Origin of the sequence: Arthrobacter russicus (genome assembly GCF_031454135.1) — a bacterium.
In the GTDB taxonomy this organism is placed as follows: Bacteria; Actinomycetota; Actinomycetes; order Actinomycetales; family Micrococcaceae; genus Renibacterium; species Renibacterium russicum.
The window spans coordinates 3,082,731-3,105,428 of the sequence record NZ_JAVDQF010000001.1; the positions used below are offsets into that span (position 1 = coordinate 3,082,731).

Consider the following 22,698-nt stretch of genomic DNA (forward strand, 5'->3'; position numbering starts at 1 on the left):
ATGAATGCATGCCGGCCTCCGTGTCCCTGCCTGCGATTACAGGGGTAGTTCTTGCTACGGCACTCGCACATTCGCTGCGGCCGCTTCGCGGGTATCGTGATCATCGCTTCCTCCCAAAGGGTGCGTTGATGGGAGGGTTTCCGCTTCATTGCTGCGAAAGCCCTTGAAAGTGTGGGGTGGCTAGGGTTCGACTCGAATGAGCGTCACAGGAACGCTGGAGACGACAAGGTACAAGATCGTGCCGTAGTTTTTAGAAGATTCCGCGAATGTGTATCGGTCTAAAGTCCCGGTAATTGAGCCCCAGGGGATGTTCGCCGGGTTGTCACCTTCGGTGCCGATGAAACCGGTAGCTGTGATTTGCTTTCCGAGGTCGCTACCGGTCAGGCGGAGCGGATTCAGCCCGTGACCGTGACGCGACAGTCGGGTATGCTTGGGCATGACACCTCCGTGTGTTGCAGGCGGGGCCATTACTTACTTGGCGGTAGGGTGGCCCCGCCAACTCTTTAACTTTGACCTTCTGATTATCAGAGAATGGAATACTGCTGTCAAGCTGTAGTTTTGGCGATCAGTGCCGACAATCGTATAGAATCGAATGCAATCGAGCAGGGTCGAATCTAATCGATCGAACCCTCGCCATTTTCCACAGGATAAGCACAGATTTTTAGCTAGGCGGACTTTGCGATGTGATAGATGTGCGCCATGCTCATCCCGGTCATTTCAGCGATAGCTGCACGGGGAATGCCCGCTTTGAAAGCTTCCCGGATCAGGTCGTCCCGCTCGTGGATCGCTTTGTCCCGGAGCTTCCGGTTCTTCTCAAGGGCGCGCAACAGCCGCCGCTTCTCCTGCTCAGACACATCCACGCCTCTCATTAAAGCTGTATTCCTGTATTCCTGTATATCTGACATCTACCTATTTGTTCGGCGTCACGCCGGTATCGGGATCACGCTCGCCGCGGGCGTAGGCGATTTCGAACGCGGCCCGGCTTGCTTGAGCCTCCAAGATCAGGCGGGCATAGTCTGGGCCAGCGGGGTGGCACAGGCACGCTTTGTTGCCGCAGTTGTATGGCGTCCGGCAGCGTGCACAGCACCGCAGGTCACTCATCGGCGCCATCCCAGTTGTGTGGTCGCATCGTCCGGTAAGTGGCTTCCGCGTAGGTTCCGGACTCTCTGGCCTCATTGTCCACGGCGAGCATCCGCCAACCACCCTGCTTGGGCGACTTGTCTAAGCACTGCCAGATCCCGGCCCGGTCCGTGAGCCGGACGTTCAAACCATGCCGGGGCTTGATGTTTTCCAGGACCTTGCTCACGTTGTGGTCTCCTTTCCGCTTGGGGGGATGGCGTAGGCGATTTTGGTTCCGCGGCTGCTGAGTATCCAGCGGTCGCCGTCGCTGTCCTCAATAGGGTCAGAGTCCGGGTGTTGACCGATTCCGAGGCGGAAGCCCCGACCGGCAGCCTCGACGGGGTGGGATTCGATTTCTCCGTGGCATTGGGTGGTGCCTGTGCCGTGGACCAGGACCAGGTTTCCGGGGGAGTTGATCCAGTCCTGTTTGGACCTCGCCCATGCCGCGTGCTCTGCGATGCTGGAGTGAATACCAACCCGATTGCACATCCACGTATCCGCCGCACCATTGGCAGTGAAAGTTATCGCGTAGGCAGACGAGTTGGCGGGTTTTAGTAGTGGGGCCGGTCATGCGTCCCTCCCATGGGATGCGTAGAGTTGTGAGGCTGCGCGGTCGTTGGCGACTTCAGAGCGGCCCGCGTCGGCTTTTGCTCTGAACCACGCCAGCCGGGACCTGATGCTCTCCGCCCGGGCGTTGGTGATCAGCCGGGCCGTAAGAGCGGCTGAAACCTGCTCGTCAGCGTCTGCGATTGCTTCGGCCAGTCCGAGGCTGATTTTCGGGTCATGGAACTTGGCAGTGGTCAGGGCTTTTGACCGTAGCCGGCGGTAGGTGGCTTCTGCCTCCGCCGCCTCACGGTTTACCTGCTCTTGTTCGCGCAGTTGTTTGTCCCAGTCGATGAGATGCAGGTTCAAATCATGAAGTGCGCCGCTCATGGTGCGTCCCCGATCATGGGGAGGCTTCCTCCCAGATCAATCCCGGCAAGTTCGCCGTCGCGCCACGCCTCAATCACCCTTTCCTGTCCGCCTTTTTCGTATCGGACGGTGAAAGACTTTGGGGCACCGGACGGAACATACTCGATGCCCACGACGGGCTCATCGTCGGCGGTGATGTAGCTAGTGCCCGCCAGTTTGAAGTCCCTCACGATTTCGGCCTCTGCGGAGACGCACAGGCGTTGTTCCTGCCACGCCTCGGTGGCCGGGTGGTACACGGTTTCGACCAGATCCGGGCGGTGGGTCCGTGCCCAGTCCAGCAAAGCCGGAGCGTCAATCTTGTTCTTCGGTGACGGCTCATTCAAGGTGAACGTGGCCACTTTCTCCCCGCCGGGGATGCGGACGGCGAAGCTCTTAGAATCGGTGCTCTCGAACAGCTCCAGTAGCGAGGCTTGGACATTCTTCCGTTCGTCATCAGTGAGCGACTTAGCCAGGTCCGCGATGGTCTTCATCAACAAAAAGCGAAGATTCTGCGCCTTCGTGTCGGTCATTGCACTACTCCTTCGAGGGGTTCTTGTGTGCCGTCATCATTGGCGGTCGCTGCGTTCTGAATCAGGTCGAGCAGGCCTGGGGGAGTGCCGTGGTTTTTCGCCTCAGCCCAGGCTTTGCGGAGCGCATCCACATCGCCACGGGAAAGCTTGATGAGGCTGGTAACCCGTTCCTCACTCCACGGGGCGGGTTGCTGCCGGTTGCGTACTTCCTCACTCGAGGCGATGCCGTGTTTCGTGTCGGCGGCCAAGGCGGCGACGATAGCCCGGCCCCACGCGGCTGTTTCCGCGTTCTGGAGCTCTGAATCGCGGGTGAAAGGCGTTGGCCCTGGAATGGGCTCCCACGCCGTACCTATGCCGGGGCGTTCATCATCGGGTGTCCTGTACGCTGCCGCGGTGAAGGCAAGGAAAGTGCGCCCGCCGACTTCAAGCACCTCGTACTTGACCTGCTGGAGTGATCCTTCCGGGTGTTTGGTGCGGAAATCGACAATCCGGGTAGCCACATCGATGTAATCAAGGGGGCCTTTGAAGTCTTTGGGCATTACTCGCCCTTCCTGTAGGCGTCGGACGCGTCTTCGACACGGGTTTGCATCGCATCCGCTTGCGCATCGAAATCCACATCGTCGATGGACTGTTGGCCGACGATCTGCTCAAAAACCTGGTCCACGGTGCTCATCGGGTCAGCACCGCCCCTGGAGCGGCAGCCGTCATGGGCGGCAAAATAAGAAAGACCGCCACACCCACGGTGTAGACGGCCTGACGGACAATGATCTGGACAGCGCTCATACGCCACGGTCCAGGAAGTCACGAAGCTGCTGCTTACCAGCCGCCGTGCGGGCCTGCTCCACGGCGTCGAAAATCGTTGGCCAGGTCCGCCGGAAGAGGCCCTGATGGTAGGCGTCCACATTGGCATAGGCATCGATGAGCGCCCGATGCCCGGAACCGGGTGCGCGCCCATACTCCCGATCACCCAGGACGTACAAGGCCCATTGGGCTGCGTCAGCCTCCGTCGTGGTCGTATCGATCGTCGGGTGATGAGAGAAAAACGGTTCATAATAGGGAGTCACGGAAACCTCCTCAGATTCTTGGTGACTTACGAGAGGAAAAGATGGATTGGCTGATCACGGCCCTCGCGGCCATTGCGGCGACCGCCTCAGCGGTGGCTGCTTGGACTTCAGCTCTAACGTCTCGGCGTGCTGCGAAAGCCTCTCAAGCGGCCCTTACAGCTTTGGTTGAGGTTGGTGTCGAAGAAGCTGAAACGGGTTGGCTAAAAGGTGTGTTGAACAACAACGGGCCTGCTGTCGCGGCCGGAGTGACGTTCATCCCGATCAACGAGTTCGAGAATCACGGCGCTATGTTCTTTCCCGTGCTGCAAGTGGGTCAGTCCGTGAGGTTCGAAGTCGCCTCGCCATTCGGGCAGGTCTCATCAGTCCACCTGATTTGGACAGACGGCAGGGGTGAACTTGAGAAGCGGATTTTTGATCGCGACTCGACGGATTGGCCACCCAAAAACCTCAGGACCCTTTATGTTGAGGAACTCGCTCGAGAAGAGCTGAACGGGCAGAAGCCGAAGCGTCGTCCTCTTTAATTGAGAACCGATAGAAATGCTCCTCCCCGGGAGGCAAAAGAATATAGCTAACTGTCATCGGCTTCGTACTGTAATCTAGTCTCGTGTTGTACCCCTGTCGGAGATACGCGATCACATCGCCATATGGGTGAATTGTCGGATTTTTGCGTCCCATTGTTTTTCGTTTTCTAAACCAAGCCATCGCGGCCTCCTCCATCAATATTTCGGGCAGCCTCATCACCGGTCGGGTCATGGTAAGTGATGCGCCTAAACATCAGCGTCAGATACTCCTCATCTGCGATGATTTGTTGCCTGCACAGTCGAAGCGCGAGACGCTGAGCCTTGCTGCGGCTCAGCGGAATGTGATGCTCAGCCGCGTAACTACTGATGCGGGCTTCGAAACCGGTAATAGTCATTTCGGGCATGACAGAACCCCTCTCGTATCAACGTCCGTGGCGAACCTCGGAGCGGGAGGGCGCTTACCGCCCAGAAAACGTGGTTGTGTAGCGTCCGACTAGCTGTCGTCGTCTTTGCGCTCATCCGCTACGCGTCGCGGCAGGTGACGGGCCAGAATCTCGGCAGCATTCCTAATGCACTCGTCGTACGACGGTCGGCCAGGGCCGGTGGGAGCGCGAAATGCGATCTCCTCAGGTGTGAGGACCCGTTTTGGCTTGTCTGTCTTGTTCTCTTCGCCGCTGTCTTTGGATTCGCCGGACGAAAATTGGTCGTTGTCCATGGGTTCTTCTCCTGCGCAAGGTTTGGGATCTGAAATCAACTGCTGGACAAGGCGATTAACTACCCTTCCAACAACCTCAATCTTGCCCGCGGGCAACCAGCTAGACACTGCATCGAAAACCACTTCCACGCCGGAGTCGGGAGTCCACCGGGTCCAGACTCCGACGTTCTTGTCGTCGTCATACGCCTCCGGCCCCTGCCATTCGAAGATTTCAGAATCAGCCCACGCAGACATCGCATCGAACCGGAACCCCATCGGCGGTTGGAACGTCTTTGCATACATGAACGTTGCCTCAAGCCTGCGCCGGATTGACGCTTCAGTGACCCGCCCAAGAAGCTCTCGCTCGCCTATGCTGAGCTCTGCGTTTGGGCTGTTCATGCTGGGGCCTTGTCGGTTCGCGCATCAATGAAGGCTTGGAGGTCATCGGCACGCACCTTCCACTTCTCACGACTACTTCCGAACTCCACAGCCCGCAACGAACCATCGTGGATCCGCGCTCTAACCCAGCCTGGAGACATGTCCAAGACCTCGGCTGCTTTCCGTGTCGAGTACAGACGGACGGCTTCATGCACATTGGTCGCGGTTCGGGAAAGTTGGCGATTCATGCCGAAACCATCGCTTCCTTGAGAAGTCGTTCCCGGATGGCGGCGATACCCCTGGCCGTAACTCTCACCTGGGGTGCGTCCAATACTTTTTCACCAGTAGAAGGGTGGTAGTGGAATTGGGCTTTCTCCACCAGACGCCCGCAGTCCACATGCGACTGCATCGCACGCGGTTTCGAACGGCCATCCCGGAACATCCACCGCCACTCCATCAACCGATCCCGTAACCGGTGCTCACCGATCAGGATAGATTCTTCTCTGGAGATCACTTTTGCTGCTTCGTTGAGGGAATAATCCCCGATGGTGGACAGAAACGAATCGAACGCCTCCGCCTTGGGCCGGGCAACCTCAAGTTCTAGCGCCTGCTCTTCAACTTTGTCCTTAAGTCCGGTCAGGACCGTCAACGTCATCTGCTCAAAAGACGGCTCCGGCTTCGGCTGCTGGGCGAGCTTTGCCAGTTCGAAGAATGCCCGGACCAGGCGTTTCTTGAACAACCGCACCACATCGTTATTCCGCATGTACGTCAACAACAAGGTAGCCTGCTGCTCGTTGAGCAAAGCGACTTCCCGCTGCTGGACTCCGCCAGGGGTTTCAAAGGGTGCGTTTTCAAAACGCACCCTTCCGAACTCTTCAAGATCGCCCTGATTGTCGCGGATCAGGCGAATGACTGGTTTGTGGTCGTTGCCGACACCTTCAGCAATCCTCAGGCTCGTCGTCACCGACTCACCATCAACCACGGACACGAGGTCGCTGGACTGGTCTGCTACTTCGCTCATTTGATAAGCTCCTCACTGTTAGTACGTTGTGAAGTCCGGCTGTCCTTGGAGGGGGAGCCGGACTTCATTTCTTTATGCCCTTAGACGCAAGGCTCCCACGTCGCTCGTCTTCTCAATCTGACCTTTAGCCGCTGGTGTGAGTTGGTTCTGTTCGGCGCTCAGCTTCGCTTGCAAAACCACAATTGGGCAATTCAACGCGCGTGACATCGAACGCAGCAAAGCGGGTTTAGCATTTCGCGTTCCGCCCAGGATCTCTGAAACGTGTGACGGAGAGATCCCACACTTCAAGGCGAACTCCTTCTGGCTCAAGCCGGTCATCTTCAACGCCCAGCGAAGAGCCTCAGGGCTGTGGTCGAGCGGACTCATTCGATGAGTTCGAGCGCTAATCTTCATATGCAAAACATTAGTGCGAACTTTTGCGAACGTCAATCACTTCGCACAAGTGCGCAGCGAAGTGTGCTCTGATCTGCTAAGATGCTGAATTACATCCCTGTAATTGCGAACTATTTTGCGAAGTGCTCATGTTGACTTCGCAAAGGTTCTCGGAGACGGTATCGGTATGGAAAAACCACAACAGACGCCAGAAGGCAAGGCGATTGCGAGCAGGCAGCGGGCACTTGGAATCTCAACTCGAGCGGCGGCTAGGAAGGTCGGCCTCTCCGAAGCACGCTGGCGCCAAATCGTCAATGGCTATCAGAATGTTGGCCAGGGGTTGATGGTGCCGGTGATTGGCCCGGCTGAGACGGTGGCTAGGATGGCGAGGAGTCTCGACCTTTCCAGTGAATACTTTCAGGAAATTGGAAGGGAGGATGTCGCCGCCGAGATGGTTGGGCAGTCTTGGGCAGAGCATATTGCAAGCAATCCCGCGCCGGAATTCGACCCGGAAAGGGAGCTACAGCATTATGAAGATTCCGCGACAGCACGGGACTTCCATCTTTGGATCGACACTGGGCAAGACAATGAGGGCAAACGCGACCAAGGCGGTCGCTTTCTCTCTTGGTTCAGCGACGAAGAGCTGGCACGTGAAGTACTGAGGCGAATGCGCCGTAAGCCCAAAAAGGAGGCCGGAACGCCGGTCGATGAAACTGGACAAGTCGAGCACAGCGATCTCTATGGGTTGGCTGCTCATCCGCCCTTGGATACTGAGGAAGCCCAGGAGCGTCGTGACGGTGACGTGCGTGGCGAAGAGTCGCAGGAAGCCCCGGCGCACGACTGAAAAATATCTCCCAGTCTGTAAATCGTCGGACACGCTTGCTACTGTCACAGTAAGCTTTTCAACTTCCCATCAACCGGACCGAAATAGACCTGAGGGCCCATGAAAAAGGTAGGAACCATCGCAGCAGTCGTACTGGCTGTTTACGCTTTGTCGGGGTGCGCCGGTCCGTCAAGTACTGCGGCTAGTAGCAGCGCACCCCAACCCACCGAAAAGCCATCAGGGACCACAACCACCCAAGTCCAAGTTGCCCCCGAGTCGGAGGCCGGCACGGTGACTTACAGGGTCACCACAGAGGGTGCCGACATTTTCTACACGGCGTCTCCGGAAGAGCCACCAGCGCGAGATGTTTCGGGCTCGTGGGAGAAGTCAACACCTCAAGGCAACCAGATCGGCTTCGTTCTCAACGTTCAAGGCAAAACAACCGCAACCAACTCATCATGCGAAATCCTGCTTGATGGAAAAACACTGTCCAAAAAGAACGGCACAGGCAAAGTCATGTGCGACGCAGCCCGTCCGTGAGACGAGTTGCAGGGCAATAGGATGGCACCGGACGGGAATGACGACTTCTACCATCCGTGGCGGGAACTCCGAAACCTCGGCCACGTCAATCTTCACCTGGTCGAAATGTCTGGGCCTTGGCCGGGGAGAACGAACGGCATCGACACGATCTGGTTGGACAAAAACCTCCAACAGGTAGAACGGCGCTGCGTTCTGACCCACGAGCTGGTTCACCTCAGACGCGGCCACACCATATGCCAAACGACAGCAGCCGAAATCGACGTGCGCGTTGAAACAGCGCGGAGACTCATCAGCCTTGAGGCGTTGATAGCTGCCAGCCGGTGGTCAAAATCAATCCCAGAAGTCGCTGACGAGTTGTGGGTTGTCCCCATGGTCCTCACTGACAGGATCGAATATTTACGAGCCCACGAACGAGCAGCGTTGGTTGAAAATGAGTAGATAAGTTCCAGGATAAGAAGGGCTTGCAGACCGTTCGCACCACCGGCCCATCCAGAAGATGCGCCCAATTCTTTGAATTTTTCAAAACGGGGAGTGGAAAAAATGACAGCGGGGATTTCTTTTACAGCAATCGACTTCGAGACGGCGAATGCCAAACGTGCTTCGGCGTGCTCCGTGGGGCTTGCCAAAGTCGTTGACGGTCAGATAGTTCATACGGCGTCCACTCTGATCTACCCACCTGACGGTTTGGGCTTCGACCCTTACAACATTTCAATCCACGGGATAACGCCGGTACAAGTTACCGACGCTCCTCGCTGGCCGGCAGTGCTGCAATGGATTGTCGAATACGCAGCTGGTGATCCACTCGTTGCGCACAATGCTTCATTTGAAAAGTCCGTTGTCAACATGGCGTCGCAAGCCGCCGAAATTTCAGCGCCAGCATTCGACTTTTTCTGCACGGCGCGTTTAGCGAGACGAATAAGTCCAGAACTGGACTCCTATCGGCTCAACGACCTTGCATCGCTCTTTGGTCTCAATCAGCTGAGACATCATTCTGCTGAAGATGACGCGCGAGTTGCTGCCGACCTGGCGCTTTACCTGGCATACAGCTATAACCTAGAAAGCATCCCGCAGATGTGGCCGGCTCGACCGAAAAAACGGTCTGCTGGCTCCCAATATGCAAGCAAGCAGACCGTGCGACCGGATGCGAACCTTGACGCCGATCCTAACAACCCGCTCTTTGGTGAGGTCGTATGCTTCAGCGGGGATCTGAAGGCTTTCTCACGAGCCCAAGCCCAGCAGCTAGTAGCCTCGATGGGGGCCGCAGTCACAGCCGGCGTGACGAAAAAGACATCGCTTCTCGTCCTGGGCGAGTTTGATCCCAGCTCGCTAGCAGTCGGTGCAGATAAAAGCTCGAAGCACAAGAAAGCAGAGTCGGCGGCCGCCTCCGGACAGCGCATCGAAATCATTGTTGAGAGCGACTTCTTAGCGCTTCTGAACGAAACAGATGCAATCGCTTTCTACCGATCTCTGAAAAACCAGAATCATAAGGCATGAGTAGGGCAGCAAAAGGTGAAGGGACGGCCTTCAAGACTGATTCCGGCTGGCGCGGCTACGTCACCGTAAACGGCAAGCGCAAGTACTTTTCAGCTAAGACGAAGGCTGAAGCCGCACAGTTGCGTAGACATCTGCTTTCACGCCGAGATCAAGGCGAACTTTCTGTTGGTAAGGTTCCGACCTTAAAAGAGTGGTTGGATCATTGGCTTAGCATCTCCGAGCATCGGGAAAGCACCAAGGTCGGCTACCGCAACTACGTCGAAAACTACATCGAACCGTTGCATGGCGTGCCGCTCGACAAACTAGGACTTGAGCACCTTGAACGGTTGTACGCGGATATGGAGAGCCGCGGGCTTTCCGGCTCCACCCGCCATCAGGTCCACTCGATCATCCGCGTTGCTCTCAAGCATGCTGTTTGGCGTGGGCATGTTGGCAGGAATGTCGCCGCGCTCGTCAAGCCTCCATCAGTTGGTAAGCCGAGGACCGAGGCGCTGTCGGAAGCTGACCTTGACGCCTGCTTCAGGGCTGCAATTGGGAATCGCTACGAGGCCCGTTGGTTCCTTTCACTCCAATACGGGCTTCGGCCGGGGGAAGCGACCGCACTCGAATGGCCTGACGTAGATTTTGAGAAGGGGCAGCTGCACGTTCATCAGCAATTGCAAAATATTCCCGGTAAGGGCCTCGTTCGGGTGGCACTGCCCAAGACCGCGAAAGGTGATCGGCTCATCGATCTACCCGAATACCTAATCGACATGCTTGCCAAAAGGCGAGCTGATCAGCTGCGGGAAATGCTGGAAGCTGGAGACGAGTGGGCACCGTGGGAGGATGAAGGGCGACCGACGGCCTTCGTCTTTACGCAGCGCAACGGGCAGCCGCTGCGGCCAGGACTCGATGTGACCGAGTGGCAAAGGCTTCTCGATCGGGCCGGCCTGCCTAGGCAGCGCCGATACGTCGCAAGACACACGGCCGCATCGGTTATGGTGGCCAACGGTACCGATATCGCGACGATTGCAGAGGTCTTCGGCCACGCAAGCCCATCCTTCACTTTGAATACTTATACACACGCCCTGGCCGAGCGGAAAAAGGAGTTGGCCAAGAAAATGAATCGCCTTGCTGCACCTTATGCTGCACCTTATGAGGTGATCAGCCGTGATTCTGAGTGACGTAAGCTCGATTGAAAACCTTGGATTTTCAAGGATTTTGCGCGGCCAGGACTTCCCAGAATGTGTATCACAGCAAACTCATAATCCCTTGGTCCTGGGTTCAAGTCCCAGTGGCCCTACCCCGGAACGAACGAAAACAGCGGCCGGGCCCCGTAAGGGGCCCGGCCGCTGTTTTCGCGGTCCAGTCGATGGCAACGGGTTCAGCGGGCCGCCAGCGCGGTGATGAAAGCCGCGATCTGATCGGGTTTCGCCTCGGCCATGAAGTGCCCGGCGTCGATTGCCTGGTAGTCCAGATCCGGAGCCCAGGCCCGCCAGAGGGCAGCGGCGTCGAAACCGAGTTGCGAGCCCCAGTCCTGCGAAATCACGCCGACCGGCATGGCCAGCTGGACGCCGTTGGCGCGGTCAGCCCGGTCCAGTTCGAGGTCGATCCCGGCAGTGGCCCGGTAGTCCGCGACGATCGAGTCGACGGCGGCAATCGAACTGGCCACGTAGTAGTCGCGTTCGGCCGGAGTGAAGCTGGCACCGTCGGTATCCCAGCCGTCCAGGAACGAAGCGAAGAAATCCGGCCCGACGGCGGCGATCATCCGCTCCGGCAGTCCGGCCGGCTGCGCCATCAGGAAGAGGTGCCAGGCGATCTTCGCGTCCACGCCGTGCAGCACCTCCCAGGTGTCGAGCGTCGGCAAGACATCCAGGATGCCCAGATAGGCGACGGCTTCCGGGTGGTCGAGGCCGGCCCGGACGCCGACCAAAGCCCCGCGGTCGTGGCCGACGACGCCGAATCGGCTGAACCCGAGGTCCCGGGCGATCTGCACGATGTCCTCGGCCATGGTGCGCTTCGAGTAGGTCTCCGGCCCGGTCGCGATCGGTTTGCCGCTGTTTCCGTAGCCGCGCAGATCCGGCACGATCACGGTGTGCGCGTCGGTCAGCCGCCGCGCCACGTGGCGCCACATGTAGTGGGTCTGCGGGAAGCCGTGCAGCAGGACCAAGGCCGGGCCGGAGCCGGCGACGGCGACATTGATCCCGATCCCGCCGGCGCCCGGAATCGTCCGGTAGTCGAAGCCCTCGATGGCCAAGGTGTTCATTTGCCCTCCATAGTGTGACGTGGGTTTCCAGAAAAAATACCGCTGGGCAGCGGGCGCTGCCGTCCGGTGGTAGCGCGCAGGGCCGGCAGGAGGACCACGTCGACCAGGGTCTCGAGATAGGCCTCGTCGACCGGTACCCCGTTGACCCGCCGGAGCAGCAGGGTCGAGCCGAGTACTTCTTCGAACGGGAACGGGTCGGCGTCCGACGGCAACTCGCCGCGGCCGATTGCGGCGTCGAGCACGCTGCGGGGCAAGCGTGCTCCGGTCGGGCCGACCGACGCCTCGATCGCCTGGCAGAGGTCGGGGTCCTCGAGCCCGGCTTGGAGCAGCAGCATCCCGGTTTTGCTGTCGCTGGCCCGCATCGTCCGGTCGAGCCGGCGGGCCAGTTCCAGCAGATCCCCGCGCAAGCTCCCGGTGTCGATCTCGGCCGACGCCGTGGGTTGCGCGGGCCCGGCCTTGAGCGCGGCGACGACCATCTCCTGTTTCGAACTCCAGCGGCGGTACAAGCTGGCTTTGGCGGCTCCGGAGCGGCGGGCGACTTCTTCGAAGGAGACGCCTTCGTAACCGGATTCGGCCAGAACAGCACTGACTGCGGCCAGGATTCGCTGCATCAGCTGTTCATCCCGCGGCCGGCCTCGGGGCGGGTGCGGGGTTCGGTTCGAAGTATTTATATACGGCACGTTTCGTATCGTATCTTACTTTTCCGGGCTCTGCGCACAGCGGTCGGTATTTACCCGATCCGGCCATCCTGTAATAGTGTTCCTTAGATGATCGGTGCTCTCTTTTGCGCGCTCGCAACGCATGTTCCCGGGGGTGGATCTTTTGGAAACTAAGTCCAGACTGGCCCCATTGCTGGTCGGCAAAACGCTGAAATTCCTCGGCCGGCTGCGCGGCGGCGGCTCCGCGCTGCCCGGCTTGGCGCTCGAACGGCTGGATCCCGGATTCGTGCAACGCGCGCTCGGTTCGTTGCCGTACGGCGTGGTCGTGATCAGCGGCACGAACGGCAAGACCACCACGACCAAAATGGTGACCAGCATGCTGGAAAAGCAGGGGCTGAAGGTCTTCACCAACCCGACCGGGAGCAATTTCAGCCGCGGCGTGGCTGCGGCCCTGATCGGTGCCGTCGATCTGCGCGGCCGGCTGGCGGCCGACGTCGCGGTCCTGGAGCTCGATGAAGCCCACGCCGCGGAATTCGTCCGGCGCATCCCGCCCCGGTCCAGCCTGCTGCTCAACGTCATGCGGGACCAGTTGGACCGGTTCGGCGAAATCGACACCACGGCCAAGTTGCTGGAAATCATCGCTTCGGCGACCACTGGGACGGTGGTGACCAATCGGGATGATCCGAGGTTGGCCCGGATCGGGATCGCCGCGGGTGAGTCCGGCAAGGCCGTGCGGTTCTTCGGCTACCAGGGATCCTTGCAGAGTTTGTTCCCCAGTGACGACGAACTCGGTGAACAACGGCATCCGGACCACCGGTCTGCGCCTGCGGGCGCCGAGGCATCGGAAGCGCCGGCGCTGGAGCTGCTGGCCGCAGACGTGGTGCTGACCGAGGTGTCTGGAAGCTCGGCCGGATTCCTGGTGGGGGACCAGCCGGTCGAAACCGCGCTCATGGTGCGCGGCGTCTACAACTACCTCAACGCCGCAGCCGCCTTGGCCCTGGTCCGCGCCGTCCTGGGTGAGGCTGTCGACCGGGCCGCGTTGCTGCAGTCGCTGTCCGAGGTGACGCCGGCCTTCGGTCGGGGCGAGACTTTCCAGATCGACGGGCAGCCTTTGGAATTGGTGCTGGTGAAAAATCCCAGCGGATTCCGCTCGGCGCTGCAATCGTTCGACTCGGACGGCTGGGCGACCATGATCGCGATCAACGACGACTACGCCGACGGACAAGACGTCTCCTGGCTCTGGGACGTCGATTTCGATTCCTTGGCCAGCGCTGCTTCGATCCGTTCCGCGGGCAGCCGGGCTTTCGACATGGCGCTGCGCCTGAACTATGAAGACTTGCCGGTCGGCACCGTGACGCCGGATCTCGGGGAAGCGCTCAAGCAGCTTCTCGCCGAGCACCGGGACCAGCCCAAACGCATTTTCTGCACCTACACTGCAATGCGTACCATCCGCCGGAAACTCGGCAAAGTCGTCGCCGTGGAGGTGATCCGATGAGCCGCCCGAGCATTTCGGTCCTGCAGCTCTACCCGAGGGACATGAACCTCTACGGAGACTGGGGCAACGCTTTGGTCTTGAAGCGTCGGCTGGAATGGTGCGGATACCAGGCGGTCATGTCGGAGTACCACCAGGGCGAGAACTTTCCGGACGACGTCGACATCATCATCGGCGGCGGCGGCCAAGACAGTGGGCAGATCAAGATCCACGACGACCTGCAGCAGATTGCCGACCGGCTGCGCGGCTTCGCTGAGGACGGCATGCCGATGCTCATGGTGTGCGGTCTCTACCAACTGTTCGGCCGTTCGTTCACCACGGTCACCGGGGAGGTGCTCACCGGGATCGGCGTCTTCGACGCGGAGACCTTCGGCGCCAGCAAGCGGCTGACCGGGAATGCCGTGATCGACAGCGAGCGGTTCGGCCCGGTGGTGGGCTTCGAGAACCACAGCGGCAAGACTACGCTCGGTCCCGGCTCCGCCGCGCTGGGCAAAGTCCGGACCGGCTTCGGCAACAACGGTGACGACCGGACCGAAGGCGCCCTGCACCGCAACGTGGTCGGCACGTATTTCCACGGGCCGGTTTTGCCCAAAAACCCCGCGATCGCGGATTTCCTGATCAGCACGGCGATCGAGCGGAAATACGGTCCGGTCGAGATTCGGCAGGCCGAGCCGGAGATCAACAAGATCTACACGGAACGGGCCCGGCAGCATATCTTGGACAAATGAGACGGACCCGGATTGCTTTACGGAACCGGGCGAAATGAGGTATGTTACTCACGAGTAACATAACTTTGAGAAGGATGATGATGTCCAAATTCGACGTTGACGTAAACAATCTGCCGTATGCCGACGGTGACTTCTATGCGTTCGAGCAGTTGCTCAGCGACGCCGAACGCGAGCGGTTGCAGCAGATCCGCGACTTCTTGGCCAAAGAGGTCAAGCCGGTGGCTGTCGATCACTGGAATCGGGCCGAGTTCCCGATGGACCTCATCCCGAAGATCGCCGAATTGGACGTGATGAGCCCGGTCCGCAGACAGGGCTACAGCAACCTTTTCGCCGGCATCGTGCATGCTGAGTTCACCCGCGCCGATGCTTCGATCGCCACTTTCATGGGCGTCCATGACGGTCTGTTCACCGGCTCGATCGAAGTGATGGCCTCGGAGGAGCAAAAGGCACGCTGGCTCCCGGACATCTACGCGCTCAAAAAAATCGGTGCTTTCGGGCTGACCGAGCCGCTCGGCGGATCGGATGTGGCCGGCGGCACCCGGACCACGGCCAAGCGCGACGGGGACAACTGGATCCTCAACGGCGCCAAGCGCTGGATCGGCAATGCGACGTTTTCCGATTGGGTCGTCATTTTCGCCCGCGACGTCGACGACAACCAGGTGAAAGCCTTCATGGTGGACACCTCGACCCCGGGGTACACCGCGACCAAGATCGAGAACAAGATCGCGCTGCGCACGGTGCAGAACGCCGATATCACGCTGGAGAACGTGGTGATTTCGGATGCTTTCAAGCTGGTGCACGGGAACTCCTTCCGGGACACCAACAAGGTGCTCAAGGTCACCCGCCTGGCCGTGGCCTGGCAGGCCGTCGGCCAGCAATTGGCGACCTTCGACGTGGCCCGGCGCTACGCGGTGGAGCGGCTCCAATTCGGCCGGCCGCTGGCTTCCTTCCAGCTGATCCAGGACCAGCTGGTGCAGATCCTGGGCAATGCCGTGGCTTCCATGGGCATGATGGTGCGGCTTTCCCAACTCGAAGACCTCGGCGAGGCAAAAGACGAACAATCGGCGCTCGCCAAAGCCTTCACCACGGCCCGGATGCGCGAATCGGTGGCGCTGGGCCGCAGCATTCTCGGCGGCAACGGCATCGTGACCGATTACGAGATGGCCAAGATCTTCGCCGATGCCGAGGCGATTTACTCCTACGAGGGCACCTACGAAATCAACTCCTTGGTCACCGCTCGGGCGATCACCGGGATTTCGGCCATCGTCTGATCTTCCCGGGGCCGGTCCGGATTGCCGCAATCGGTTCTGCGAACGACAGCAGGACCGACGGCCGGCGGTCACGGAGGAAGTCCAGCGGGTCGAGATAGACCTGACCACGCCGAACGCCCCAATGCAGGCAGCCGGCGGCTTCAGCCGAGCAATGCCCGGCCGGCCCGGTAGCCTCGGTGGGGGAGCCCGGTTCCGATTCGGCCGGCACTGGCGGTCCGGCGCGGCCGGGCAGCTCGGTCTCGATCCTGCCGATGGGCTGGCTCCGTTGCACTGCCTGGCCCGGCGCGAGGCTGGAGCGCACCGGTTCGAAACTGCTGCGCAAGCCACCGTGCTCGATGGCCAGCACGTAGCGGTCGACCAGCCAGCCGGAGAAGCTCACGGTGCCGGCCGCCGGCGAGAGCACGTCTTGGCCGGGCACTGCGGCGAGGTCGACGCCGCGGTGCCCGGGCAGCCAATCGCGTTCCGGCGGGTCGAAGGGTCTGTGGATTTCCGGTTGTGGCGCAAGCGGCCATTCCCAGGCGCCGCTCCGGTCGGGGTCAGGACGTTCGGCGGGGACCGCCGGCCAGGCCGCGAGCAGCAAGGCCAGTAGCCAGCCGGCCGGGCGGGCTGCGGAAAGAATCCTCATCCGGCAACTCTGCCGTCGTGGCCCGGCCAGCTCAACCGTGACACCGGTGATGTGTGGAAACCGGTGATTTCTTGCGGTTGTGCCGGGTGAGTCCCCTGGAACGGGTGCTGTACACTGGTAATTGCAGCGCGCGTATGTGCGCTGACTACGCGTGTCCAAATCCAACGTCGTCGAGCTCGATCCGACGGCAGGGTTGCGCTCCTTTCGGTCCTTCGAATCCGCTCCGGCGGAGCTGAGGGAAGGAGCGCAGACTGGGCACCAGGAACAACCGTAAACATCCAAACACAAAGGAGCGCCGGCATGCCCGTCGTAACCATGCGCCAGCTGTTGAACAGCGGCGTACATTTCGGTCACCAGACCCGCCGTTGGAACCCGAAGATGAAGCGATTCATCCTCACCGAGCGCAACGGCATCTACATCATCGACTTGCAGCAGTCGTTGTCCTACATCGACCGCGCCTACGAATTCGTCAAGGCCACTGTGGCCCACGGCGGAACCGTGCTCTTCGTCGGCACCAAGAAGCAGGCTCAGGAAGCCATTTCCGAGCAGGCCACCCGGGTCGGCCAGCCGTACGTCAACCACCGCTGGCTCGGTGGCATGATGACCAACTTCCAGACCGTGGCCAAGCGGATCCAGCGCATGAAAGAACTCGAAGAGATCAACTTCGAGGACGTTGCGGCTTCCGGGCACACCAAGAAGGAACTGCTGCTGCTCAAGCGCGAGCTGACCAAGCTCGAAAGCAACCTCGGCGGCATCCGCAACCTGAACAAGGTGCCCTCGGTCATCTGGATCGTCGACACCAAGAAAGAGCACCTCGCGATCGACGAAGCGAAGAAGCTCAACATCCCGGTGGTTGCCATCCTGGACACCAACTGCGATCCCGACGAAGTCGATTTCCCGATCCCGGGCAACGACGACGCGATCCGTTCCGTGAACATCCTGACCCGCGTGATCGCCGACGCCGTTGCCGAGGGCTTGATCGCCCGCAACGCCAAGGCGACCGGTACCGACGAGGCCGCCGCCGCAGAGCCGCTGGCCGAGTGGGAGCGCGAATTGCTCGAGACCTCGAACACCGAAGCTGCCGAAGCCCCGGTCGCCGAAGCCGCTGCGGAAGCTCCGGCTGAAGCAGTTGCCGAGGCCCCGGCCGAAGCGGCTGCTCCGGCTGCCGAGGCGGAGACCACCGAAGCCGACGACACCAAGTAACTTCCGAACGATGACGTGTGGTGCGCTCGCGTGGCGCACCACACGTTTGAGTCGGGTCAAATCAACGACATAACAGGAGTTCACATGGCGAACTACACCGCCGCTGATATCAAGGCACTCCGCGAGCGCACCGGCGCTGGCATGATGGACGTGAAGAAGGCCCTGGACGAGGCTGACGGCAACGCCGAGAAGGCGCTCGAACTGATCCGGATCAAGGGTCTCAAGGGTGCCACCAAGCGCGAAGGCCGTTCTACTGCTGAAGGCCTGGTTGCCGCAACCGTCGAGAACGGCGTCGGGGTCATGGTCGAGGTCAATTGCGAGACCGACTTCGTGGCCAAGTCCGCCCCGTTCATCGAGTTCGCCAACAAGGCCCTGGCTGCTGCTGTGGCCTCCGGCGCAGCGGACGTCGACGCGCTTCTGGCTGCCGACGTGGACGGCAAGCCGTTGTCCGAATTGGTCATCGAAGCCGGCGCACTGCTGGGCGAAAAGGTCGCGATCCGCCGTCTGGCCCGGGTCACCGGCGCCGTGGTCGATGCGTACTTGCACAAGACCTCGAAGGATTTGCCGGCCCAGGTCGGCGTCCTGTTCGCTGCGGAGGGTTCCGGCGAGGCCGCGACCACCGCGGTGCACGATGTTGCGGTGCACATCGCAGCTTATTCACCCAACTACTTGGTCCGCGAAGATGTTCCGGCCGAACTGGTTGACAGCGAGCGTCGGATCGCCGACGAGACCGCGCGTGCCGAAGGCAAGCCGGAAGCCGCGTTGACCAAGATCGTCGAAGGCCGGTTGACCGGCTTCTTCAAGGAAAACGTGCTGCTCGACCAGCCGTTCGCCAAGGACGCCAAGCAGAGCGTGGCGCAGGTTCTGGAAGCCGCTGGCGCCAAAGCCGGCGGGTTCGCCCGGTTCCGCGTCGGAGCCTGATTCACCGGGTTCCAGCTGCACGTTCCAGCAAAAGGCCTGTTCCGGGTTTCCCGGGGCGGGCCTTTTGCGTACCCGGGATGCCGCGTCATGGTGTGGCGAGTCTCAGCGGACCGGATCGATCCAGCAAAGAGTATTCAATCAACTGGTTGAATATTTGGCCGGACTGTGGTTGACTTGTTTTGATCAACCTATTGGTTGATCAAAGAAAGGGTTGAATAATGGAATTCGACGAAGACCGTCTGGACCGGGCGTTCGCCGCTTTGGGCGATCCGATCCGGCGCCGGATCATCGCCAGGCTGTCGATCTCCGACGCCACGGTGAAGGAGCTGGCCGCTCCCTTCGACGTGTCCATCCAAGCAATTTCCAAACACCTGCAGGTTTTGGAAGCTGCCGGCTTGATCAGCCGCAGCCGGGATGCGCAGAAGCGCCCCTGCCATTTGATCAAGGACAACTTGGCCCAGCTGACCGGCTGGATCAACGAATACAGCTCATCGGTCGGGGAGAAGTTCCACAGGTTGGAGGAAGTCCTCGACGCCGGCCCTGCTGAAGCGGGTCGCATCTGAAAAGGAGAAGTGAGATGGCAACGCAGAACAAACTCGAAATCATTGCCGATTCCGGCAGCCAGAACATCACCTTGATCCGGGAAATCGACGCACCGGTCGACCGGGTTTTCCAGGCCTATGCCGATCCGGAACTGGTGGTGCAGTGGCTGGGGCCGCGCCGGCTCACCATGAAAATCGAACAGTGGCAAGTAGTCAGCGGTGGCGGTTATGCCTATGCGCACATCGATCAGGACGGCGCAGAATTCGGTTTCCGCGGCATGTTCCACACCGTGCGGCCCAATGAGCAGATCATCCAGACCTTCGAATACCTGGGTTTCCCGGGCAGCGTCTCGATCGAAGTGATGACGTTCGAAGAAGCCGGGCCGGGGCGGACCCGGATCGTCTCCACCGCCACTTACCCCTCGACCGAGACCCGGGAGCAGATGCTGCAGAGCGGCATGGAGGTCGGGGTCAGCGAAGGCTATGAGAGGTTGGCGGAACTGCTGGCCTGAAACCCGCCCGGGCCGGTCGGCCACCCTCGAGCGGCCGCAGCCCGGCCCCGGACCCGATCGGATCCGGGGCCGGGCTGCGGCCGCTTGCCGTCGGATGGCTGATCGCGATCCCCGGCTGCGGGCAGCGCCGGGGGCGCTGGAGACCAGCGTCACGCGTGGATATTCGCTCCCCGGCAGTCGCGCAGGATAATCTGGCTCAAGCGTTCGCGAAACCCCCAACCGCATTGATACGAGGGATGGCCCATGGAAAACACACAAGACAACGATGCCATCAACATTCCGGCGAAGACCAAGCGGCGGGTCCTGTTGAAGCTTTCCGGCGAAGTGTTCGGCGGCGGCGAGGTGGGTCTGGACCCGGCGACGGTGCAGGGCATCGCCCGGCAGATCGCGGCGACCGAGGGCGAAGTCGAGGTGGCGATCGTGGTGGGCGGCGGCAACTTCTTCCGCGGCGCGGAACTGTCCCAATCCGGGATGGACCGTTCGCGTGCCGACTACATGGGCATGCTGGGCACCGTGATGAACTGTTTGGCGCTGCAGGACTTCCTGGAACAGGCCGGCGTGGAGACCAGGGTGCAGAGTGCAATCACGATGGGCCAGGTCGCCGAAGCCTATATTCCGCGCCGCGCGATCCGGCACTTGGAAAAAGGCCGCGTGGTGATTTTCGGCGCGGGCGCCGGGTTGCCCTATTTCTCCACCGATACCGTGGCTGCGCAGCGGGCGTTGGAAGTGCACGCCGATATCGTGCTGATGGCGAAGAACGGCGTGGACGGCGTGTACACGGCGGACCCGAGGAAGGATCCGAGCGCCCAGAAGCTCGACCACCTCACCTACAACGAAGCGTTGCAGCGCGATATCCGGGTTTTGGACCAGACCGCGTTCAGCCTCTGCAAAGACAACAATCTTTCGATGTTGGTCTTCGGCATGGAAGGCGAAGGGAATGTCACCCGGGCTATCCGCGGCGAGAGCCTGGGCACCTTGGTAACCCCGTAGTATTGACTCTTGAGATTCCCTTTTTCGAAACTGCTGTAACCCAGGAGAGACCGTGATCGAAGAAACGCTGCTCGAAGCCGAAGAGAAGATGGACAAGGCCGTCGAGGTGGCCAAAGAGGATTTCAGCTCGGTGCGTACCGGCCGGGCCAATCCGGCCATGTACTCGAAGGTCATGGTCGATTACTACGGAACTCCCACACCGTTGCAGCAGCTGGCCTCTTTCGCCGTGCCGGAAGCCCGGGTGCTGATGATCAGCCCGTACGACCGCAACGCACTGGCGGACATCGAGAAGGCGTTGAGCAATTCGGAAATCGGCGCCAACCCGTCCAATGACGGCAACGTGATCCGGGTGGTCATTCCGGAACTCACCGAGGAACGCCGTCGCGACTACGTCAAGATCGTCCGGACCAAAGGCGAGGACGCCAAGGTCTCGATCCGGAACATCCGGCGCAAGGCCAAGGAAGGCCTGGACAAGATCGTCAAAGACGGCGACGCCGGTGAAGACGAAGGCTCGCGCGCGGAGAAGGAACTCGACGGTCTGACCAAATCGCACACCGAGGCCATCGACGAGTTGCTCAAGCGCAAAGAAGCCGAGCTGCTCGAGGTCTGATGAGCCAGTCGCCCGGCGCAGCAGGCGGTCCAGCCGAGGCCGCGGACCCGCGTACTGACACCTCGTCGGCCTACCGGCCGTTGCCCAGCCGGCGGGCGTTGCGCGCCGCGGAACGCGAGGCGGAAAAGAAGCACGCCAAAAACGCGGCGCACCGGGCGTCGCCGCAATCCGCCCGGCCGGCTTCGCTGGACGGACGGCGCACCCCGATCACCGGCGCGATTCCGGCGGTGCCGGCGCAGGCCATGCAAGCGCGCCCGGCAGCAGCCGTGCCGCCGATCCCGACCAGGCCGGCCTCGGCGAATTCAGCCTCGACCGCCCCGGGAAGGCCTGGCGCGGCGGCACTGCTCGCGAACCCCGCGGTGCAGCCTTCCAAGGCCGCCGCCGTCTTGCAATTGCCGGAACAGATCACCGCACCGAGCGAAAAGCCTTCCAGGGCGGGCCGGAATTTGCCCGCTGCGATCGGCGTCGGCTTGGCCTTGCTGGTCGTGGTGCTGATCGGACTGCTTTTTTACCCCCCGGCTTTCGCGGTGATGGTGATTTTGGCCTCGGCGTTGGGGGTCTGGGAAGTCAGCCGGGCGCTGCTGCAACGCGGCGTGGTCGTACCGATCGTGCCGATCATGTTCTCCGTGGTGGCGATGCCGGTCGTGGGGTACTACGTCGGGGCCGAAGGGTTGCTGTTCGCGTTGGTCGCCTGTGCGCTCGCCGTGATGATCTGGCGCTCGCTCGACGAAACTCCGGGAACCGGGCAGAGCATCTTCGCCGGGGTTTTCCTGATCGCCTGGATCCCTTTCCTGATTTCCTTCGTGCTGTTGCTGATCCGGGCATCGGACGGGCCGGCCAGTGCATTGGCCTTCCGCGGCGGCTGGCCGGAACTCGGTGCGCTCAAAGTGGTCACGGTGTTGCTGCTCGTAGTGGCCAGCGACACCTTCGGCTACCTCTTCGGGGCACTGTTCGGCAAACACCCGATGGCACCGAAGATCAGCCCGAAGAAGTCCTGGGAAGGATTCATCGGTTCGGTGCTCGGCGCCAGTCTGATCGGCGTTCTGGCCTCGGTTTTCCTGCTGCGCGAAGCCTGGTGGGTCGGTGTGGTCCTGGCCGTGGGCATCGTGCTCGCCGGCACCACCGGCGACTTGGCGGAATCCATGATCAAGCGCGAACTCGGGGTCAAAGACATGTCCAGCATCCTGCCCGGCCACGGTGGCCTGATGGACCGGCTGGACTCGATCCTGTTCGCGGCGCCGGCTGCTTTCATGCTTTTCAGTCTGCTCGACTGGTTGCAGGGCCTGTGAAACGCGCTCCGGGTCGCGGCAAGCCACACGGAGCATGCTTAAGATGGATGTTGAGATGACTGCGGCCGGCTACGGTGCGGCCGATGGAAGAGACGAACGGGGAA

At 60.9% G+C, this 22,698-nt stretch carries 31 protein-coding genes; 15 read left to right on the plus strand and 16 right to left on the minus strand.

Going from position 1 to position 22,698, the window contains the following annotated elements:
* Nucleotides 1–180: 180 nt before the first annotated feature.
* The 8 genes from JOE69_RS14430 to JOE69_RS14465 all read right to left on the minus strand — a co-directional run bounded on the left by JOE69_RS14430 (nucleotide 181) and on the right by JOE69_RS14465 (nucleotide 3,664).
* Nucleotides 181–438: a hypothetical protein gene (locus JOE69_RS14430; protein ID WP_309799836.1), complete on the minus strand. Its 258-nt coding sequence runs from the start codon at nucleotides 436–438 to the stop codon at nucleotides 181–183.
* A gap of 227 nt (nucleotides 439–665) precedes the next feature.
* Complete coding sequence (locus tag JOE69_RS14435) at nucleotides 666–854, minus strand: DUF6003 family protein (protein WP_309799838.1); 189 nt, start codon at nucleotides 852–854, stop codon at nucleotides 666–668.
* Nucleotides 855–1,093: 239 nt separating this feature from the next.
* The gene (locus JOE69_RS14440) at nucleotides 1,094–1,306 is read right to left on the minus strand and encodes a hypothetical protein (protein ID WP_309799841.1); all 213 of its coding nucleotides are present in this window, start codon (nucleotides 1,304–1,306) and stop codon (nucleotides 1,094–1,096) included.
* A gap of 380 nt (nucleotides 1,307–1,686) precedes the next feature.
* Nucleotides 1,687–2,052, minus strand: a complete 366-nt coding sequence (locus JOE69_RS14445) for a hypothetical protein (RefSeq protein ID WP_309799843.1) — start codon at nucleotides 2,050–2,052, stop codon at nucleotides 1,687–1,689.
* On the minus strand, nucleotides 2,049–2,600 hold the full coding sequence (locus JOE69_RS14450; RefSeq protein ID WP_309799845.1) for a hypothetical protein: 552 nt from the start codon (nucleotides 2,598–2,600) through the stop codon (nucleotides 2,049–2,051). Before JOE69_RS14450 ends, JOE69_RS14445 begins: the two co-directional genes overlap by 4 nt.
* On the minus strand, nucleotides 2,597–3,139 hold the full coding sequence (locus tag JOE69_RS14455; protein ID WP_309799847.1) for a hypothetical protein: 543 nt from the start codon (nucleotides 3,137–3,139) through the stop codon (nucleotides 2,597–2,599). Before JOE69_RS14455 ends, JOE69_RS14450 begins: the two co-directional genes overlap by 4 nt.
* Nucleotides 3,139–3,273 (minus strand): hypothetical protein, encoded by a 135-nt coding sequence (locus JOE69_RS14460; RefSeq protein ID WP_309799850.1) that lies wholly within the window; start codon nucleotides 3,271–3,273, stop codon nucleotides 3,139–3,141. Before JOE69_RS14460 ends, JOE69_RS14455 begins: the two co-directional genes overlap by 1 nt.
* 106 nt (nucleotides 3,274–3,379) lie before the next feature.
* The gene (locus JOE69_RS14465) at nucleotides 3,380–3,664 is read right to left on the minus strand and encodes a hypothetical protein (protein ID WP_309799852.1); all 285 of its coding nucleotides are present in this window, start codon (nucleotides 3,662–3,664) and stop codon (nucleotides 3,380–3,382) included.
* Between the two features lie 41 nt (nucleotides 3,665–3,705).
* Here JOE69_RS14465 and JOE69_RS14470 point away from each other — a divergent pair, with 41 nt between their 5' ends.
* The gene (locus JOE69_RS14470) at nucleotides 3,706–4,185 is read left to right on the plus strand and encodes a hypothetical protein (protein ID WP_309799854.1); all 480 of its coding nucleotides are present in this window, start codon (nucleotides 3,706–3,708) and stop codon (nucleotides 4,183–4,185) included.
* 167 nt (nucleotides 4,186–4,352) lie between these two features.
* Here the strand turns inward: JOE69_RS14470 and JOE69_RS14475 are convergent, their stop codons facing one another.
* From JOE69_RS14475 to JOE69_RS17875, 5 genes are all read right to left on the minus strand, one after another.
* Nucleotides 4,353–4,589, minus strand: coding sequence for a hypothetical protein (locus JOE69_RS14475; RefSeq protein ID WP_309799856.1), 237 nt, complete (start codon nucleotides 4,587–4,589; stop codon nucleotides 4,353–4,355).
* Between the two features lie 89 nt (nucleotides 4,590–4,678).
* Nucleotides 4,679–5,278 carry a hypothetical protein gene (locus JOE69_RS14480; protein WP_309799858.1) on the minus strand — a complete coding sequence of 200 codons (600 nt, stop codon included), beginning with the start codon at nucleotides 5,276–5,278 and terminating at the stop codon, nucleotides 4,679–4,681.
* A complete protein-coding gene (locus JOE69_RS17870; protein WP_374709716.1) occupies nucleotides 5,275–5,505 on the minus strand; it encodes a helix-turn-helix domain-containing protein in 231 nt (76 codons plus the stop codon). Before JOE69_RS17870 ends, JOE69_RS14480 begins: the two co-directional genes overlap by 4 nt.
* Nucleotides 5,502–6,278, minus strand: coding sequence for a phage antirepressor KilAC domain-containing protein (locus tag JOE69_RS14485; RefSeq protein ID WP_309799861.1), 777 nt, complete (start codon nucleotides 6,276–6,278; stop codon nucleotides 5,502–5,504). Before JOE69_RS14485 ends, JOE69_RS17870 begins: the two co-directional genes overlap by 4 nt.
* Nucleotides 6,279–6,350: 72 nt before the next feature.
* A complete protein-coding gene (locus JOE69_RS17875; RefSeq protein WP_374709717.1) occupies nucleotides 6,351–6,671 on the minus strand; it encodes a helix-turn-helix domain-containing protein in 321 nt (106 codons plus the stop codon).
* Nucleotides 6,672–6,837: 166 nt separating this feature from the next.
* Here JOE69_RS17875 and JOE69_RS14490 point away from each other — a divergent pair, with 166 nt between their 5' ends.
* The 4 genes from JOE69_RS14490 to JOE69_RS14505 all read left to right on the plus strand — a co-directional run bounded on the left by JOE69_RS14490 (nucleotide 6,838) and on the right by JOE69_RS14505 (nucleotide 10,670).
* Nucleotides 6,838–7,494, plus strand: a complete 657-nt coding sequence (locus JOE69_RS14490) for a helix-turn-helix domain-containing protein (protein WP_309799864.1) — start codon at nucleotides 6,838–6,840, stop codon at nucleotides 7,492–7,494.
* Nucleotides 7,495–7,764: 270 nt separating this feature from the next.
* Complete coding sequence (locus tag JOE69_RS14495; protein ID WP_309799866.1) at nucleotides 7,765–8,013, plus strand: hypothetical protein; 249 nt, start codon at nucleotides 7,765–7,767, stop codon at nucleotides 8,011–8,013.
* 540 nt (nucleotides 8,014–8,553) lie between these two features.
* Nucleotides 8,554–9,507: an exonuclease domain-containing protein gene (locus JOE69_RS14500; RefSeq protein WP_309801311.1), complete on the plus strand. Its 954-nt coding sequence runs from the start codon at nucleotides 8,554–8,556 to the stop codon at nucleotides 9,505–9,507.
* A complete protein-coding gene (locus JOE69_RS14505) occupies nucleotides 9,504–10,670 on the plus strand; it encodes a tyrosine-type recombinase/integrase (RefSeq protein WP_309799868.1) in 1,167 nt (388 codons plus the stop codon). The genes JOE69_RS14500 and JOE69_RS14505 overlap by 4 nt, the downstream gene beginning before the upstream one ends.
* Nucleotides 10,671–10,870: 200 nt before the next feature.
* Here JOE69_RS14505 and JOE69_RS14510 read toward each other — a convergent pair whose 3' ends face one another.
* Nucleotides 10,871–11,752 carry an alpha/beta fold hydrolase gene (locus JOE69_RS14510; RefSeq protein WP_309799870.1) on the minus strand — a complete coding sequence of 294 codons (882 nt, stop codon included), beginning with the start codon at nucleotides 11,750–11,752 and terminating at the stop codon, nucleotides 10,871–10,873.
* On the minus strand, nucleotides 11,749–12,363 hold the full coding sequence (locus tag JOE69_RS14515; protein WP_309799872.1) for a TetR/AcrR family transcriptional regulator: 615 nt from the start codon (nucleotides 12,361–12,363) through the stop codon (nucleotides 11,749–11,751). Before JOE69_RS14515 ends, JOE69_RS14510 begins: the two co-directional genes overlap by 4 nt.
* Before the next feature lie 190 nt (nucleotides 12,364–12,553).
* Between JOE69_RS14515 and JOE69_RS14520 the strand changes: the two genes are divergently transcribed.
* From JOE69_RS14520 to JOE69_RS14530, 3 genes are all read left to right on the plus strand, one after another.
* Complete coding sequence (locus tag JOE69_RS14520; RefSeq protein ID WP_309801312.1) at nucleotides 12,554–13,906, plus strand: MurT ligase domain-containing protein; 1,353 nt, start codon at nucleotides 12,554–12,556, stop codon at nucleotides 13,904–13,906.
* Nucleotides 13,903–14,631, plus strand: coding sequence for a type 1 glutamine amidotransferase (locus JOE69_RS14525; RefSeq protein ID WP_309799874.1), 729 nt, complete (start codon nucleotides 13,903–13,905; stop codon nucleotides 14,629–14,631). Before JOE69_RS14520 ends, JOE69_RS14525 begins: the two co-directional genes overlap by 4 nt.
* Nucleotides 14,632–14,711: 80 nt before the next feature.
* The gene (locus JOE69_RS14530; RefSeq protein WP_309799876.1) at nucleotides 14,712–15,902 is read left to right on the plus strand and encodes an acyl-CoA dehydrogenase family protein; all 1,191 of its coding nucleotides are present in this window, start codon (nucleotides 14,712–14,714) and stop codon (nucleotides 15,900–15,902) included.
* Here the strand turns inward: JOE69_RS14530 and JOE69_RS14535 are convergent.
* Nucleotides 15,877–16,527 (minus strand): M23 family metallopeptidase, encoded by a 651-nt coding sequence (locus JOE69_RS14535; RefSeq protein WP_309799878.1) that lies wholly within the window; start codon nucleotides 16,525–16,527, stop codon nucleotides 15,877–15,879. The genes JOE69_RS14530 and JOE69_RS14535 overlap by 26 nt on opposite strands.
* A 300-nt stretch (nucleotides 16,528–16,827) precedes the next feature.
* Here JOE69_RS14535 and rpsB point away from each other — a divergent pair, with 300 nt between their 5' ends.
* From rpsB to JOE69_RS14570, 7 genes are all read left to right on the plus strand, one after another.
* The gene (gene rpsB, locus JOE69_RS14540; protein WP_309799879.1) at nucleotides 16,828–17,730 is read left to right on the plus strand and encodes a 30S ribosomal protein S2; all 903 of its coding nucleotides are present in this window, start codon (nucleotides 16,828–16,830) and stop codon (nucleotides 17,728–17,730) included.
* Nucleotides 17,731–17,814: 84 nt separating this feature from the next.
* Nucleotides 17,815–18,651, plus strand: coding sequence for a translation elongation factor Ts (gene tsf, locus JOE69_RS14545; RefSeq protein ID WP_296364018.1), 837 nt, complete (start codon nucleotides 17,815–17,817; stop codon nucleotides 18,649–18,651).
* 218 nt (nucleotides 18,652–18,869) lie between these two features.
* The gene (locus JOE69_RS14550) at nucleotides 18,870–19,214 is read left to right on the plus strand and encodes an ArsR/SmtB family transcription factor (RefSeq protein WP_296364019.1); all 345 of its coding nucleotides are present in this window, start codon (nucleotides 18,870–18,872) and stop codon (nucleotides 19,212–19,214) included.
* 14 nt (nucleotides 19,215–19,228) lie between these two features.
* The gene (locus tag JOE69_RS14555; protein ID WP_296364020.1) at nucleotides 19,229–19,705 is read left to right on the plus strand and encodes an SRPBCC family protein; all 477 of its coding nucleotides are present in this window, start codon (nucleotides 19,229–19,231) and stop codon (nucleotides 19,703–19,705) included.
* A gap of 243 nt (nucleotides 19,706–19,948) precedes the next feature.
* Entirely contained in the window at nucleotides 19,949–20,695 is a 747-nt protein-coding gene (pyrH, locus tag JOE69_RS14560; RefSeq protein ID WP_309799883.1) for a UMP kinase, read from the plus strand.
* 52 nt (nucleotides 20,696–20,747) lie between these two features.
* Nucleotides 20,748–21,305, plus strand: coding sequence for a ribosome recycling factor (frr, locus tag JOE69_RS14565; RefSeq protein ID WP_296364022.1), 558 nt, complete (start codon nucleotides 20,748–20,750; stop codon nucleotides 21,303–21,305).
* 242 nt (nucleotides 21,306–21,547) lie between these two features.
* Nucleotides 21,548–22,594 (plus strand): phosphatidate cytidylyltransferase, encoded by a 1,047-nt coding sequence (locus tag JOE69_RS14570; protein WP_425545973.1) that lies wholly within the window; start codon nucleotides 21,548–21,550, stop codon nucleotides 22,592–22,594.
* Nucleotides 22,595–22,698: the final 104 nt, after the last annotated feature.